Origin of the sequence: Pyxidicoccus xibeiensis, assembly GCF_024198175.1 — a bacterium.
GTDB lineage: Bacteria > Myxococcota > Myxococcia > Myxococcales > Myxococcaceae > Myxococcus > Myxococcus xibeiensis.
The window spans coordinates 775,258-789,926 of the sequence record NZ_JAJVKV010000003.1 but is presented as its reverse complement, the minus strand read 5'-3'; the positions used below and the strand labels follow the sequence as shown (position 1 = coordinate 789,926).

The 14,669-nt window shown below is 70.1% G+C and carries 7 protein-coding genes and 18 tRNA genes; 2 read left to right on the top strand and 23 right to left on the bottom strand.

Features of this window, described 5'->3' with window-relative positions; genetic code table 11:
• Nucleotides 1-26 precede the first annotated feature (26 nt).
• On the bottom strand, nt 27-1,238 hold the full coding sequence (locus LXT23_RS16080) for a polysaccharide deacetylase family protein (protein WP_253981034.1): 1,212 nt from the start codon (nt 1,236-1,238) through the stop codon (nt 27-29).
• A 214-nt stretch (nt 1,239-1,452) separates the two neighbouring features.
• On the opposite strand from LXT23_RS16080, the gene LXT23_RS16075 reads away from it, so the two are divergent.
• Nucleotides 1,453-2,025, top strand: a complete 573-nt coding sequence (locus tag LXT23_RS16075; protein ID WP_253981033.1) for a hypothetical protein — start codon at nt 1,453-1,455, stop codon at nt 2,023-2,025.
• Between the two features lie 238 nt (nt 2,026-2,263).
• Entirely contained in the window at nt 2,264-7,750 is a 5,487-nt protein-coding gene (locus tag LXT23_RS16070) for a CARDB domain-containing protein (protein WP_253981032.1), read from the top strand.
• Between the two features lie 61 nt (nt 7,751-7,811).
• On the opposite strand, the gene LXT23_RS16065 is transcribed toward LXT23_RS16070, so the two are convergent.
• From LXT23_RS16065 to LXT23_RS15960, 22 genes are all read right to left on the bottom strand, one after another.
• Nucleotides 7,812-10,634: an AAA family ATPase gene (locus LXT23_RS16065; protein ID WP_253981031.1), complete on the bottom strand. Its 2,823-nt coding sequence runs from the start codon at nt 10,632-10,634 to the stop codon at nt 7,812-7,814.
• A 117-nt stretch (nt 10,635-10,751) separates the two neighbouring features.
• Complete coding sequence (locus LXT23_RS16060; protein ID WP_253981030.1) at nt 10,752-11,384, bottom strand: cytochrome C; 633 nt, start codon at nt 11,382-11,384, stop codon at nt 10,752-10,754.
• Between the two features lie 257 nt (nt 11,385-11,641).
• Nucleotides 11,642-11,726, bottom strand: a tRNA-Ser gene (locus LXT23_RS16055).
• 11 nt (nt 11,727-11,737) lie between these two features.
• Nucleotides 11,738-11,824: transfer RNA gene (locus tag LXT23_RS16050), tRNA-Ser, on the bottom strand.
• 161 nt (nt 11,825-11,985) lie between these two features.
• Complete coding sequence (locus tag LXT23_RS16045; protein WP_253981029.1) at nt 11,986-12,528, bottom strand: HNH endonuclease; 543 nt, start codon at nt 12,526-12,528, stop codon at nt 11,986-11,988.
• 21 nt (nt 12,529-12,549) lie between these two features.
• Nucleotides 12,550-12,623 (bottom strand) — tRNA-Leu (locus tag LXT23_RS16040).
• 62 nt (nt 12,624-12,685) lie between these two features.
• Nucleotides 12,686-12,759: transfer RNA gene (locus LXT23_RS16035), tRNA-Leu, on the bottom strand.
• Nucleotides 12,760-12,857: 98 nt separating this feature from the next.
• A tRNA-Met gene (locus LXT23_RS16030) sits at nt 12,858-12,929 on the bottom strand.
• Nucleotides 12,930-12,945: 16 nt separating this feature from the next.
• Nucleotides 12,946-13,020 (bottom strand) — tRNA-Arg (locus tag LXT23_RS16025).
• 13 nt (nt 13,021-13,033) lie between these two features.
• Nucleotides 13,034-13,107: transfer RNA gene (locus tag LXT23_RS16020), tRNA-Arg, on the bottom strand.
• 6 nt (nt 13,108-13,113) lie between these two features.
• Nucleotides 13,114-13,184 (bottom strand) — tRNA-Ala (locus LXT23_RS16015).
• Between the two features lie 24 nt (nt 13,185-13,208).
• Nucleotides 13,209-13,282 (bottom strand) — tRNA-Thr (locus tag LXT23_RS16010).
• Nucleotides 13,283-13,395: 113 nt separating this feature from the next.
• Nucleotides 13,396-13,468 (bottom strand) — tRNA-Phe (locus tag LXT23_RS16005).
• 107 nt (nt 13,469-13,575) lie between these two features.
• A tRNA-Asn gene (locus tag LXT23_RS16000) sits at nt 13,576-13,648 on the bottom strand.
• Nucleotides 13,649-13,666: 18 nt separating this feature from the next.
• Nucleotides 13,667-13,740: transfer RNA gene (locus LXT23_RS15995), tRNA-Gln, on the bottom strand.
• Nucleotides 13,741-13,748: 8 nt separating this feature from the next.
• Nucleotides 13,749-13,819: transfer RNA gene (locus LXT23_RS15990), tRNA-Gly, on the bottom strand.
• 5 nt (nt 13,820-13,824) lie between these two features.
• Nucleotides 13,825-13,895, bottom strand: a tRNA-Lys gene (locus tag LXT23_RS15985).
• Nucleotides 13,896-13,972: 77 nt separating this feature from the next.
• Nucleotides 13,973-14,043 (bottom strand) — tRNA-His (locus LXT23_RS15980).
• A gap of 7 nt (nt 14,044-14,050) precedes the next feature.
• A tRNA-Ile gene (locus tag LXT23_RS15975) sits at nt 14,051-14,121 on the bottom strand.
• A gap of 17 nt (nt 14,122-14,138) precedes the next feature.
• Nucleotides 14,139-14,213: transfer RNA gene (locus LXT23_RS15970), tRNA-Pro, on the bottom strand.
• Between the two features lie 32 nt (nt 14,214-14,245).
• Nucleotides 14,246-14,331 (bottom strand) — tRNA-Tyr (locus tag LXT23_RS15965).
• 95 nt (nt 14,332-14,426) lie between these two features.
• Nucleotides 14,427-14,588 carry a hypothetical protein gene (locus tag LXT23_RS15960; protein ID WP_253981028.1) on the bottom strand — a complete coding sequence of 54 codons (162 nt, stop codon included), beginning with the start codon at nt 14,586-14,588 and terminating at the stop codon, nt 14,427-14,429.
• Between the last annotated feature and the right edge of the window lie 81 nt (nt 14,589-14,669).

Genomic DNA, 14,669 nt, shown 5'->3' with positions numbered 1-14,669 from the left:
AAGGCCCCGTTCGCGAGCGGAAGCCCCTACGGGACGAGCGCGATGTCGTCCAGGTACACCGCGGCCTGGTCCGCGCCCGAGACGTCCTGGACGTACAGGTCCACCAGCGTGCCGGCCGTCACGCCCATGCTGGCGAGGGGAATGGTGACCTTCTGCCACGTGCCCGCGGCGATGGGCGCACCCAGCGCCGTGTCCAGCGAGACGGCCCCGAGTGCCTGCGTGCCGTCGTGGAGCACCAGCTGCACGGCCTGTCCCCCCGTGGTGCCGCCGTGCACCCACAGCTCGAGCGACTGGTAGAGGGACAGGTCCACCCCGGAGTGGTGGAACATCAGCCCCGCCCACGCGTCCGGCTCGAAGCGGATGGAGGCGGAGCCCCCGTGCACCACGCCCGCCTCGTCGAGCGCGTGGTCCGCCCAGCTCCAGTCCGCGAAGCCGGTCTCCAGCCCGTCCGTGTAGATGGGCAGGCCCGCCGTCGGGTCCGGCTGGGTGCGGCCCTCCATCAGCGCCACGCCCTGCGCCAGCGTGACGGTGCGCAGGTTCTTCGTCTTGATGTAGTCGAGGATGGCCGCGAAGTTGGCCGTCTTGTACTGCGTGTCGCGCGTGGGCGTGCCGTCCACGAACTCGTGGAACACGAGGATGAGCCAGCTCTTCTCGGCGAGGGCCTGGTCCACCCACCCGCGCACGGTGCTCACCGTCACGGCGCGGTGCACGTCGTTGGCGCGCAGCTCGTAGACGATGGTGTCGCGGAAGTTGCGGCCGCCGCTCACCGTGCGGCTGCTGGCGTAGCTCTGGCGGATGGCCGTGAGCACGGTGCCGTTGTAGAGGCCGAACGGCACCACGAAGTGGGGCACCGCGGGCACGCTCAGGTTGCTCACCAGCCACGCCTGCGAGTCCTGCAGCTCGGAGGTGAGCTGGGTGGAGGACAGCGTCGTCAGGTCCGGATGGGTCAGCGTGTGGCTGGCGATGTCGTTGCCCTCGGCCACCAGCGTCCGCGCCTGCGCCGTCGTCATGTAGCCGCCCCAGCTCTGGGCGAGCGCCTGCGTGACGAGGGCGTAGGTGGCGTCGATGTTGCGCGAGTTGAGCGCCGGCCGCGCCTTCGTGTACTGCGTGGCCCAGCCGTCATCCAGGGTGATGGTGACCATCCCCTGCTCGAACGGATTGGCCGCCGAAGCCGGCACCGCCAGCACCGCCAGCATCAGCGAGACAATTCCTCTCAACCCCTTGCACGGTCGCGACATGAAGCCCCCTCGCGGGCGCCGCCTTCGTGGGGCGCTCGGCGGCGACGCGATAGCAGAGGTCCGGGATGCTGGGCAATCGACCAGGCGCGCCCCCGAGGCATGGCCCGGAGGACAGGAGCGCTTCACGTGAGGCGAAACTCACCCGGGGATTCTGCGAGTGGGCTCCTGGTGTTCGTGATGACTCTGGCAGTTCGTCACGAAAGGGATACGCCACATGAGGAAGTTCGCCGCGCTCGGATGTCTGCTGGCTCTGTTGGGGGCTCTCCCCGCCCAGGCCGCCGGGCTCGAAGACGTCTTCGGCAAGCAGGTACCCATCGGCCAGGGACGGCCGACGGTGGTGCTCTATGCCAACAAGGGCACCCGTGACGAGCTGCGTCAGCACGCGTACCAGTTCATCTATGACATCCGCGGCGAGAAGCCCATCGTGGTGGTCCGCGTCGACCTGCGCGACGTGCCCGGCCTCTTCAAGGGCATGGCGAAGGGCGAGATTCGCAAGAGCCACCGCGAGTCGCTCGAGCTGATGCGGGACGTGTTCAAGAAGCACGGGCAGCCGGTGCCGGCCGAGCTGGAGTCGTCGCTGTTCATGGTGGCGGACTCCAAGGGCGAGCCGCACAAGGCGGTGGGCCTGCAGAAGGGCTTCAAGCAGGTCTTCGCCAAGGTGCTGAGCCCCAGCGGGCAGGAGGTGGCGAGCGGTCCCTTCCCGCAGAGCGCGAGAAAGCTGGAGCAGTCCATGGCCTCGGCGCAGCGCGAGAGCCCACCAACCAGGGTGGCTGGTCGCATTCGCTGACACAATTTGTCAGCGGTGGGCACCCGCTGACGGAATTTGCTCCGGCGAGCTGCCGAAAAAGGGCTCGTCGCCTGACACACCGTGACCTTCCCGTGAGCTGTCTTCACCCGGCCTGAAGGTCGCGACCCGTGGCGTGCTTCTCCCCATTCCAGCCTGCCTGCTAGGAGGCTGGGCAAGCGTCAGGACTCAGCGCGCGCCGTCGTCGGCGTGCCCGTCTGACGCGGCAATCGGGAGAGACATGCAACGCAAGAAGCCGGTAGCGAGAGCCACGCCTCTGTGGCTGTTGATGGGATTGTTCACGGGCGCGGGGTGTGAAGGAGCAGGGAGCCCACCCGCCCAGGAGCCGCGACCCGCGTCGCGCTCCAGCTCCCTGGAAGCGTACGGACCGGACCTGGTGGTGACGGAGCTGCACGCTCCTCCGAGTATCCGGCCCGGCCAGTACTTCAAGGCCACGGTGACGGTGTGCAACCAGGGCACCCTGGCCTCGGAGACCTATGGCAGCTGGTCCTCGCTGGAGCTGTACCTCTCCACGGACCAGAGCCTCTCGTTCCCCGGGGCGGGGATGCCGCCTCCCACGGACCAGGTGATGCTCTACGGCACCGGCCTGCCCCCGCTGGACCCGGGGCAGTGCCTGACGCAGACGCTGGAGCTGTCGGCCGCGCTGCCGCCGGATGCGCAGGGCAATGGGGCGTACTACCTGGGCGCCATCGCCGACGCGTTCGAGTCGCTGACGGAGCTGCGCGAGGACAACAACGTCCTCGTCTCGGAGCCGGTGGGCGTGGGCTACGGCCCCGACCTGGTGGTGACGCAGGTGAAGGCCCCCGCCAGCGTGCGCCAGGGCCAGTCCTTCACCGCCACGGTGGAGGTCTGCAACCAGGGCACGGAGTCCTCGGGCTCCTACAGCCAGGCACAGCTGGAGCTGTACCTGTCCGTGGATGACAGCCTCACGGTGCAGCAGCCGGGCGGGCCCATGCCCACGGACCAGCGGCGGGTGGGCTCGCTGGGCCTGCCGTCGCTGAACCCCGGGCAGTGCGTGCTGCGGACGGTGAGCGCGAACGCGGAGCTGCCTCCGGACGCGCAGGGTGACGGGGCGTATCACGTCGGCGCCATCGTGGACCCGTACCAGTCCGAGCAGGAGCTGCGCGAGGACAACAACGTCCACGTCGCCGGGCTCGTGGGCGTGGGCCAGCGCGCCGACCTGGTGGTGACGCAGGTGACGGGGCCGGCCAGCGTGGGCTCCGGTGACGCCTTCACCGCCACGGTGACGGTGTGCAACCAGGGCACGGAGTCCTCGGGCTCCTTTGGCCAGTCGCAGGTGGACCTTTACCTGTCCCTGGACGACAGCCTCACGGCGCCGCAGCCCGGCATGCCGCTGCCCACGGACCAGCGGCTGATTGGCTCGCTGAGCGTGCAGTCGCTCAACGCGGGCCAGTGCATCACACGGACGCTGCCGGCCTCCGCGATGCTGCCTCCGGACGCGCAGGGCGACGGTGGCTACTTCCTGGGCGCCATCGTGGACCCGAACCAGTCCGAGCAGGAGCTGCGTGAGGACAACAACGTCCACGTCGCGGGCAGGCTCGGCGTCGGCTCCCGCGCCGACCTGGTGGTGACGGAGCTGAAGGGGCCGGCCAGCGCGGCTCCGGGCGACACCTTCACCGCCACGGTGACGGTGTGCAACCAGGGCACGGAGTCCGCCAATGGCTACAGCCAGCCCGTCGTGGAGCTGTACGTGTCCTCGGACACGGCGCTCACGCTTCCGTCCAGCTCGGGCCCCGGGATGCCGATGCCCGACGACCAGCAACTGCTGGGCTCGGTGAGCCTGCCCTGGCTGGACGCGGGGCAGTGCGTGACGCGCAGCGTGCAGGCCCATGCGGACCAGCCTCCGGCGGCGCAGGGGGACGGCGCCTTCTACCTGGCGGCCATCGTGGACCCGTACCAGTCCGAGCAGGAGCTGCGCGAGGACAACAACGTCCATGTCGCCGGCCTGATGGGCGTGGGCTACGGCCCTGACCTGGTGGTGAAGCGCGTGAGCGGCCCCGTCAGCGTGCGCAGCGGTGACTCCTTCCTGGCCACCGTGGAGGTGTGCAACCAGGGCACGGAGTCCACCGGGGGCTGGTACGGCCAGACGCTCCAGGTGGAGCTGTACCTGTCCCTGGATGCGACGCTCACGCACGCCCAGGCCTCGGGCCCGGCGCCGATGCCCACCGACCAGCGGACGATTGGCGTGGCGGACCTGCCCTCGCTGAGCGCGGGGCAGTGTGTGACGCGCACCCAGAACGTCTACGCCTCCGTGCCTCCCGACGCCATGGGCGGCGAGGGCGCGCTCTACCTGGGCGCCATCGTGGACGTGTTCCGTGAGGAGGAGGAGCTGCGCGAGGACAACAACGTCTTCATCGGCGGATTGATGGGCGTGGGCCACCGCTCCGACCTGGTCGTCACGGACGTGAAGGCGCCCGCCAACGTGCGCCCGGGCGACACCTTCACCGCCACGGTGACGGTGTGCAACCAGGGCACGGAGGCCACCGGCGGGTTCGGCCAGCCGCAGCTGGAGCTGTACGTCTCCATGGACACGGCGCTCACGTTCTCCACGCCGTCGGCCCCGGGCCCGCAGCAGGCCACGGACCAGCGGCTGCTCGCCTCGGTGGGCGTGCCGCACCTCTTCCCGACGCAGTGCGTGCCCCTGACGATGAACGCCTACGCCGGCTTCCCGCCGGACGCGATGGGAGAGGCGGGCGCCTTCTACCTGGGCGCCATCGTGGACGTCTCGCAGACGGAGCAGGAGCTGCGTGAGGACAACAACGTCTACCTCGCCGGGCTCATGGGGGTGGGCACCCACGCCGACCTGGTGGTGACGGAGCTGAAGGGCCCGCCGAGCGTGCGGCCCGGTGACACCTTCACCGCGACGGTGACGGTGTGCAACCAGGGCACGGACCCCTCTGGCGGCGGCTGGTCCGGCCAGGCGCAGCTGGAGCTGTACCTGTCCACCACGACGGCGCTGAAGTTCCACCCGACGTCGGGCCCGGGCACCAACCCGCTGGACCAGCGGATGGTGGCCTCCACCAGCGTGCGGACCCTGTACCCGGGAGAGTGCGAGTCGCAGACGCTCAACGCGAACGCGAGCCTGCCTCACGGCACGCAGCCCGACGGTGCCCTGTACCTGGGCGCCATCGTGGACGCCTTCCAGGTGGAGCAGGAGCTGCGCGAGGACAACAACGTCCACATCGCCGGGCTCATGGGCGTGGGTCACCGCGCCGACCTGGTGGTGACGGAGCTGAAGGGCCCGCCGAGCGTGCGGCCCGGTGACTTCTTCACCGCCACGGTGAAGGTCTGCAACCAGGGCACGGAGGCCACCAGCGGCTGGTATGGCCAGGCGCAGCTGGAGTTGTACCTGTCCCGGGACACGGTGCTCACGCCTCCCTCGACGTCGGGCCCGGGCACGATGCCCACCGACCAGCGGACGGTGGCGACGGTGCCCGTGCAGGAGCTGGGCGCGGGGAGGTGCACCAGCCTCACCGTGAATGCCTCGGCGCAGCGGCCGCAGGACGCCATGGCAGACGAGCCGCTCTACCTGGGCGCCTTCGTCGACGCGTTCCAGGCGCAGCAGGAGCTGCGCGAGGACAACAACCTCCACGTCGGTGGCCTGATGGGCGTGGGCCACCGGTCCGACCTGGTGGTGACGGAGGTGAGCGGCCCGGCCAGCGTGCGCCATGGCGACTCCTTCAACGCCACGGTGAAGGTCTGCAACCAGGGCACGGAGACCACCAGCGGCTGGTACTCGCAGCCGCGCGTGGAGCTGTACCTGTCTCGCGACACGACGGTGACGCCGCCGCCGATGGGCCCGAGCTACCCGGACAATGACCAGCGGCTGATTGGCTCGGTGGAGCTGCCGCCCATGGCCGCGGGCCAGTGTGTCACCCGGACGGTGAGCGCCAACGCGTCTCCGCCGTACCCTCAGGCCCCCGGCGGGCTGGAGACGGCCTTCTACCTGGGCGCCATCGTGGACCCGAACCAGTCCGAGCAGGAGCTGCGCGAGGACAACAACGTCACCGTGGGCACCCTCATCGGCGTGGGCAACCTGGCGGACCTGGTGGTGACGCAGGTGCAGGGCCCGCCGAGCGTGCGCCATGGTGACGCCTTCACCGCGACGGTGACGGTGTGCAACCAGGGCACGTACAGCTCCGGCGGCTGGTATGGCCAGAGCAGGCTGGCGCTGTACCTGTCCGCGGATGACACGCTCGCGGTGCCGTCGACCGGGGGCCCCAATCCGTACCCGACGACGGACGAGCAGGAGGTGGCCTCCGACTACCTGCCGTCGCTGCAGCCGGGCCAGTGCGTGACGCGCGTCCTGACGGCCAACGCCCAGCCGCCTCCGGGGCCATACTCGGACCGGGCCTGGTACCTGGGTGCCACCATCGACACCCAGGCGACGGAGCAGGAGCTGCGCGAGGACAACAACAGCCTCGTGGGCGGTCTGGTGGGCGTGGGCTTCCGCGCGGACCTGGTGGTGACGGAGGTGAGCGGCCCCGCCAGCGTGCGGCCCGGTGACTCCTTCAACGCCACCGTGCAGGTCTGCAACCAGGGCACGTACGGCTCCGGCGGTTGGTATGGGCAGACCCGGCTGGAGCTGTACCAGTCCCGGACTCCCGAGCTGGCCTTCCCTGAGCCGGGGCCGGGCTCCCAGAACCCGGACGTGCAGTGGCTCGTCGGCGGCATCGACGTGATGCCGCTCATGGAGGGGCAGTGCGTGACGCTCACCGTCCCGGCGTCTGCCCATGGCGGCTACGGCTCCAGTGCCCCCCGGGCCTGGTACCTGGGCGCCATCGTGGACGCCCACCAGGGCGAGCAGGAGCTGCGCGAGGACAACAACGTCACCGTGGGCGGCCTGATGGGCGTGGGCAACGACGCGGACCTCGTCGTGACCGCGGTGAGCGGCCCGCCTGCCGTTCAGCGGGGTGGGGCCTTCACGGCGGACGTGACGGTTTGCAACCAGGGCACGGAGCCCAGCAACCACCCGTACGTCAACGGGCACCTGGAGCTGTACCTGTCCCTGGACACGTCGGTGACGGTGCCGGTGCCCGGCGGCCCGGGCCCGATGTACCCGCCGAATGACCAGGTGCTGGTGGGCTCGCTGGACGTGGGGACGCTCGCGCCGGCGCAGTGCGTGACGGTGGCCGTGCCGGCCGCGGCGAACCTGCTCTCCGACCCGGCGTGGGATGACGGGGCCTTCTACCTGGCCGCCGCCATCGACACGGCGTCCACCATCTCCGAGCTGCGCGAGGACAACAACGTCACCGTCGGCGGCCTGATGGGCGTGGGCAGCCGGCCCGACCTGGTGGTGACGTCGGTGACGGCGCCCTCCAGCGTGCAGCATGGCGCGGTCTTCACCGCCTCGGTGGAGGTGTGCAACCAGGGCACGACGCCTGTCGACGGCACCTACGGCGGGCCCATGGTGGAGCTGTACATCTCGCTGGACACCACGCTCACCGCGGGAGGCCCGGGCCCGATGTCCATGGACCAGTACCCCGTCGGCTCCACGCAGCTGGGCGCACTGGCGGCGGGGCAGTGCACGACGCTGAGCCTGTCGGGCAATGCCCATGCGCCGCCGGCGGGGCAGGGCGCGGGCGCCTACTTCCTGGGCGCCATCATCGACCCGCACCACGGCCACGCCGAGCTGCGTGAGGACAACAACTCGAGGGCGGACCACGCCTTCGAGCTGACCTGGTAGCACGCCGCTTCGCCAGGAGGGCGGGGGCCCCACGAGGCTCCCGCCCTTCGCTTCTCCCGGCTCAGCTCCCCGTGGCGGGGGGCTCCGCGGGCGGGCGGGAAATCCACGCGGCGATGAACACGTCCAGCTCGCCGCGCATCACGTCCTTCACGCGCGGGCTGCCGGCGCCGGTGCGCGGGTCCTCCACGCGGGCGCTGCGGCCCACGTAGTAGCGGCGGGCCTCGTCCGTGGAGCCGCCCTGGCCGGCCACCACGCGCGCGGCGATGGTCTTCAGCTCGTCCAGCTCGCCCGCGCCGGTGAGCGTGAGGATGCGCCCGGTGCTCTCGTCCCGCACCGTCACCTCCGTGCGCACGCGCTGGAGGTAGGAGCCCTCGTGGCTCTTCACCGGCCGGCCCTGGACGTCCAGCAGCTCCCGCTCCTCTTCCGACAGCTCGCCGCCGCGGTGCACTCGCACGTAGGCGCGCTGGCGCTTCTCCTCCTCCAGGCGCCGGTGCATGCCGGCCTCGCCCGCCAGGAAGCCGTACGCGCCCGGGCCGATGATGCGCACCACCACGCGCGCGGGCTCCTCCGCCTCGGCCACGGCCACCGCGTCATAGCCGCGCCGCTGCGCCCAGCCCAGGTACATGGTGGCCAGCTCCTGCACCCACGCCTCCTGCAGCTCCGCCGAGTCGCTGGCGCAGATGTCCACCAGCGCCTCGTTGTCCTGCTGCGTGGACCCGGACGCGTGGAGCGCCTCCGCCATCTGCACCTCGCGGGCGACGTCCTCCACCTGCCTGGCCGCGGAGGCGAGCTGCACCTCGTTCTTCGCCTCGCGCACCAGCCGCCGCGCGAAGAGGCACGCGGCCTCCAGCCGCTCCAGCTCGTTGAGGTGCGCCTCCACCGTGCGGAAGGCCCGGATGACCTCGGCCGCGCGCGTGGGGTCGTCCCAGAGGTTGGGCGCCTGCGTCTCCGCCAGCAGCGCCGCGCGCCGCAGCTCCAGCTCCGGCCGGCCCGACGACACCGCCAGCGCGCGCGTCTTGCCCACCAGCCGGTCCATCTCGAACAGGAGCGACTTGCGGTCCAGCCGCCGCTTCACCGGGGCCGCGCGCGCGGACGGCAGCAACAGCTGCGCCGTGGGTGACGGCGCCGCCGCCGGAGGCTCGGCCACCGCCACCACCCGGCCATGGGGCCGCGCCTCCACCCGCACGGGCGTGCCCGGCGGCAGCGGCTTGCGCGCAATCTCCACCGCGAGCGCCGCGGTGAGCGTCTTCTCGATTTCGCGCTGCAGGTAGCGCGCGCCGAACTGCGGCGAGTAGCCGCGCTCCACCAGGAGGTCCACCACCTGGGGCGTCACCTCCACGTCCAGCGAGCGCGCGCGGATGCCCTCGCGCTCCAGGACGCGGCCCACCTCGCGCTGGGCAATCTTGCGGATGTCCACCTTGGACAGCGGCCGGAAGTGACAGATGGCGTCGAAGCGGTTGAGGAACTCCGGGCGGAAGGCCTCGCCGATGCGCCGGTCCACCTCGGAGACAATCTCCTCCGTGCGCTTGTGGATGGTGAAGCCCAGGCCGGACTCGCGGTACACCTCCGCGCCCACATTGGACGTGGCGACGATGAGCGTGTTGTTGCACGACACCGTCTCGCCCGCGCCGTTGACGAAGGTGCCCTCGTCGAAGAGCTGGAGGAAGCGGTCGTGCACGCTGCGCGCCGCCTTCTCGAACTCGTCGAGCAGCAGCACGGTGAACACCTTGCCGTCCAGGAGCGCGCTCAGCTCGCCGCGCCGCGTCTCTAGGGCCGGGGCCCACGCCGCGCCGAACGGGACGCTCTCGTCGCCGTCGTTGGGGTAGTCCGCCATGTTCAGGCGCACCAGCCTGTCCGCCGAGCCGAAGAGGTACTCCGCCAGGAGCTTCGCCAGCTGCGTCTTGCCCACGCCCGTGGGGCCCGCGAAGAGGAACACGCCCAGCGGCCGGCGCGGGTCGTTCAGGCCCGCCTTGAGCAGCGCCACCGAGCGCAGCACCGCGCCCACCGCGTCCGTCTGCCCCAGCAGCCGCTCGCCGAAGAAGCGCTCCGTCTCGTCCAAATCGAGCGGCATCGCGTCGTCCACCACGAAGCGTGGCAGGCGCGTGGCGGCGCAGAAGCGGGTGAGCACGTCCTCGGGACCCACGTGGTCCTTGGCCGCGCCCGCCGCCTCCGCCGCCGTCTCCTTGAGCAGCTCGATGGCCTTGCGCGGCATCCGCTGCGCGAGCAGGAACTTGGCCGACAGGCGCAGCGCGAGGTCACACGCCGCCGGGTCGATGGGCAGCCGCAGCTCCTTCTCGAGCTCCTCGGCCACGCGGCCCAGCACCCAGCGCGCCTTCTCCAGCGGAGGCTCGTGCAGGGGCAGCAGGTGGAGCCGCTCGGCCAGCGCCTCGTCCGAGCGCAGCAGCTCCTGGACGCGCTTGGGCTCCGTCTCGAAGATGAAGCGCAGGCCGCCGGTGCGCAGCGCGCGCACGGCCACGGGGGCCAGGGGCCCGCCCAGGGCCGCCGGGAGGTCACGGATGTAGACGATGGGGCAGGAGTGCCGGCCCAGGTGCGACAGCAGCTCCTCGAAGCTCTCGGCCGCCTGCCGCTGGGTGCTGCGCGCCAGGATGTTGGCGACGGACACCTCCACCAGCCGTGCCTGGGACAGCTCGGCGTCCACGCGCCCCTCGGCGATGCGGCGCGCCACCTCCTGCACGAGCGCGCTCTTTCCCACGCCGGGCTCGCCCGCCAGCAGGGGGTGCTTGCCGCCCCGCGTGAGCAGGCCGAGCACCTCCGTCACGGCCGCGTCGACCCCGTGCGCGGCCGGGAGCTTGCCCTCGCGGCCCAGCGCGGTGAGGTCGCGGTCGATGAGACGCTCCTGGTCCTCGCTCTTCCTCGTCGCCATGTCGTCGGACGCCCCCTCGCGGGCGCACTCTAACCTTGCTGAACCGCTGTGGTGAGCGCGCAATCCCGAAGAGGCTCCAGGCCCGGGGACACAGGGCCCGGCGGCGAGCGGCCTGCCTCAGGGGTAGGGGCCGGGTCCAGGCCCCGGCGTGGGCGGTGGCGTCGTCCCCGGCTGGGCCGGGGGGATGGCTCGCAGATATTCGTAGATGGCCCGCAGGTCCGCATCGCGCATCTTCGAGAAGACGGGCCACGGCATCACCTGGAGGATGCGCCCGCCCGGCGTGCGGCCGGTGCGCATCAGCGCCACGAAGGCCTCATAGGTGAGTCCCGCCGGCAGCCCCTCCGCGCCCGGCGTGAGGTTGGGGGACACGATGCCGGGGCCGAACGGCCGCCCACCCGCGAGGAAGTTCGCGCTGTTGGTCTGCTCCGGCTCTCCCAGGAAGGGGTCTCCCCCGGGGAGATAGGGTGGGTTGGTGTGGCAGTCACTGCACCCGCTCGTGGCGTTGACGAGGTAGCTGCCGAGCCCCACCAGGTCGCGGTCCAGTCCCGTCAGGTTCAGGGGCACCGGGGAGAGAATCAGGCCCCGCTCGATGCGCTCCCGGTCCTCGGTCCCCACGGGGACCTGGGCCTGCTCGTCATCACCGGTCCGCACCGGGGCGCCCTGCGACCCGCAGCCGAGCGCGACGCCGCCCATGACGGCGAGCCACGCCACCCCCGCCACCCACCCAGGGCCCATCCGCAAGTGCCTCATGTCTGTGCTTCCTTTCCCACGACCGGGAAGTCCCGGTGGTGGGGAGGCTAGGGACGGCGAGGCCCGCGGCCATGCTGCGTGGCGGGGTCAGCCCGCCGTCACCCGGCGCACACCCGGGCCATGGACATGGCCCTGGAGGGTGGGGAAGCGGAAGTCGGAGGACTCGAACCTCAAGCCGGAAGTCCGGCTCGCACCCGTTAGCAGCGGGGCCTGGCGCCATCACCAGTCCAACTTCCATGAAACGGACGAAGAGAGAGCGGAGCAGGGTGGAGTCGAACCACGAGCCCCGAAGGGCCCTCCTGGCTTCCAACCAGGCGGCCGGCCACCCGGCCCGCATGCTCCAAAAGAAAAAGAGGAAGGCAGGGGACTCGAACCCCGAGCGCGCCGAGGCGCCCGCACCGCTTTCGAGACGGGCCACCGACCTTCGGTGTCGACCTTCCAGGAAAATTGCCGGCAGCAGCGCTCCCGCCTGCCGGCGCGCGGGGAGGTAGCGCGGGGCGGGAGGCCGCCTCTGGCGGTACCCCCTACCCCCGACGTGCTCCGTCCCGGGACGGAGCGGGGGCGGGAGCCACCTCTGGCGGCCCCCCTTCCACCCGCGACCTCACTCCTCCAGCTCCACGTGCCAGTACGCCATGTCGCCCAGGAACTTCGCCCACGAGGTGGGCATGCCCTTCTCGAACATGAAGGTCAGGTGCAGGGCGTCCGAAACCTTCTTCGGCTTCACCGGCGTGCTGCGCAGCGCCATCTTCGCCACCGCCGGGGTGCGGTTGCCCTTCTTCTGGTTGCAGGGCACGCACGCGATGACGACGTTCTCCCAGCACGTCTTGCCACCCTGCGCGCGGGGGAGGACGTGGTCATACGTGGCCTCGGGCCGGGAGACCTTGAGGCCGCAGTACTGGCAGCGGCAGTTGTCGCGCAGGTAGACGTTCTCCCGGCTGAACTTCACACCCTTGGGGCCCTTGCGCAGCCCGCGGATGAACCGGATGACGGACGGCATGCGCACCGCCACCGTCACCGAGCGCACGAAGCGGTCCTCGTACTCCTCGACCACCTCGACCTTGCCCTGGAAGATCAACATCACCGCGCGCTGCCAGGGGACCCGCGCGACGGGCTCGTAGGACTGACTCAGTACCAGCGTCTCCATGACACGGCGCCTCTCGGGTTGTATCCGCGGCGAGATTCGAACTCGCACTTGGCCGGGTTTGAGCCGGCGGCCTCTCCCGTTTGGGCTACGCGGACGGACTTCGGGAGCTTCCTCTGACGAACCACTGACAACGCACTGCGGCTACGACGACTGCGAGTGCCGAAGGCGGGAGTCGAACCCGCAACCTCCAGGTTCTCGACCTGGCACCTCTACCAATTGGGCTACTCCGGCATGGAGTCCTTGAGAGTGCACGCCCCGGGGATCGAACCCGGCGAGGACGGTATGTGGGACCGTTGCCGTCTCCAGCTGGCTCGGCGTGCATGAGAGAGTTGCGGAGCAGGGAGTTGAACCCTGCAATCCAGGCTTATGAGACCCGGTGGAGCAGCCGGCTCCACTCCGCATGAAAGACGTGACGTGTGCTCCCGGCAGGACTCGAACCTGCGACCGTGCGCTTAGGACGCGCCCGCTCTGAATCCACTGAGCTACGGAAGCGTATGGACTGCAATGCCTCTGGCAGGAATTGAACCTGCGGCCTCACGGTTCGGAGCCGTGCGCTCTCATCCACTGAGCTACAGAGGCGATGAGTGGAACCACCGGGATTCGAACCCGGACGTCTCGGGTGCAAACCGAGCGCTCTCCCGTTGAGCCATGATCCCAGTACTGCACCGCGGTGCTACGAGTGCTCCCGGTCGGGTTCGAACCGACGACCCCCGGTTTACGAAACCGGTGCTGCTACCAGCTGAGCTACAGGAGCGGTTGAGACAGGCCGCCAGGGTGTTGATCCCCGCTGGCTTCGATTTGGAGTCGATGCTGCTCCCCGGAGCGCGGCCTATGAAGGTGCTGCGACTGCGTGCTGCGTGCTGCGAGTGCCGGCCCCCGGAATCGAACCGAGTCCTCCTGTGCTTCAGACAGGCGCGCGGACCACCTACGCCAGGCCGGCAGGTGCTGCGGTGTTGCGAGACAGAGAGGCCAGTGCGGGAGTCGAACCCGCCCCGAGCGGTTTTGCAGACCGCTGCCACCCCAGGTGGAACAGGCCATGTGAATCAGCTCCCCGGGAGGGATTCGAACCCCCAACCCCACGGTTAACAGCCGTGTGCTCTGCCAGTTGAGCTACCGAGGAATGTGCTGCGAGAAAGAGCACCAGGCGCAGGAATCGAACCTGCATCTACGGAGTCAGAGTCCGCCGTCTTGAGGCCATTGGACCAGCCTGGTATGTGTGAAGCGGGTGACGGGATTCGAACCCGTGTCGTCGGTATGGGAGACCGAAATCCTGCCGCTGGACGACACCCGCGTGAGTACCTCCGGAGGGATTCGAACCCTCACCGCCCGGGTAAGAGCCGGGTGCTCAGCCGTTGAGCTACGGAGGTGTATTGCGCGCCGCCCGTACTGAGCTGGGGCGGCGTGCTTCACCACAACGATTCAGTTGTCAGAGAGCTGCTGTCAGGTTGACCGGAGGGAATCGAACCCTCTTCCCCGGAGTCACAATCCGGTGGCTCACCAATCGCCTTCGGCCAACATGGAGTCGGGGCACCCGGACTCGAACCGGGACCGCCCGCTTATCAAGCGAGAGCTCTGCCTTTGAGCCATACCCCGTGCACTGCGACTGCGTATCTGGGTGACAGGATTTGAACCTGCGGCCTCACGGACCCGAACCGTGCGCTCTGGCCAGACTGAGCTACACCCAGAAAAGACACTGCTTCTGCTGACACCGCGGTGATGGGGACGCTGGGAGTTGCACCCAGCGGGCCCTCTCGGGCTCCGGCTCTACAGGCCGACGCGCCTCCTCTAACGCTCTACGTCCCCGAAGGAGGTGGGAGCCCGGAAAGACGAAAGGCCGGGTTCCCTGTTGGGAGCCCGGCCTCTGCGTGGCACTGCGTGTCGGAGACACGGCGGGTGCGTCAGCAGGAGTCGGGCGGGTGGCCGTGATACGAGCGGAATCCCACGGAAAAGCTCGGGGCGATGGCCGGCCGGATGCACGGAAGGGCAACGTTGATGCTGTGCCAGAGGTTGGTGTTCGGATACTGGGACTTCATCAGGCTCTTCTGCGTCGTCGTCGTCATGGCCACCGCTCCTTTCATGGGGGACTGACGCGGAGAAAATCCGTCCCTGACAGCGTGCTGATTTCTTTTCCAAAGGCAGGG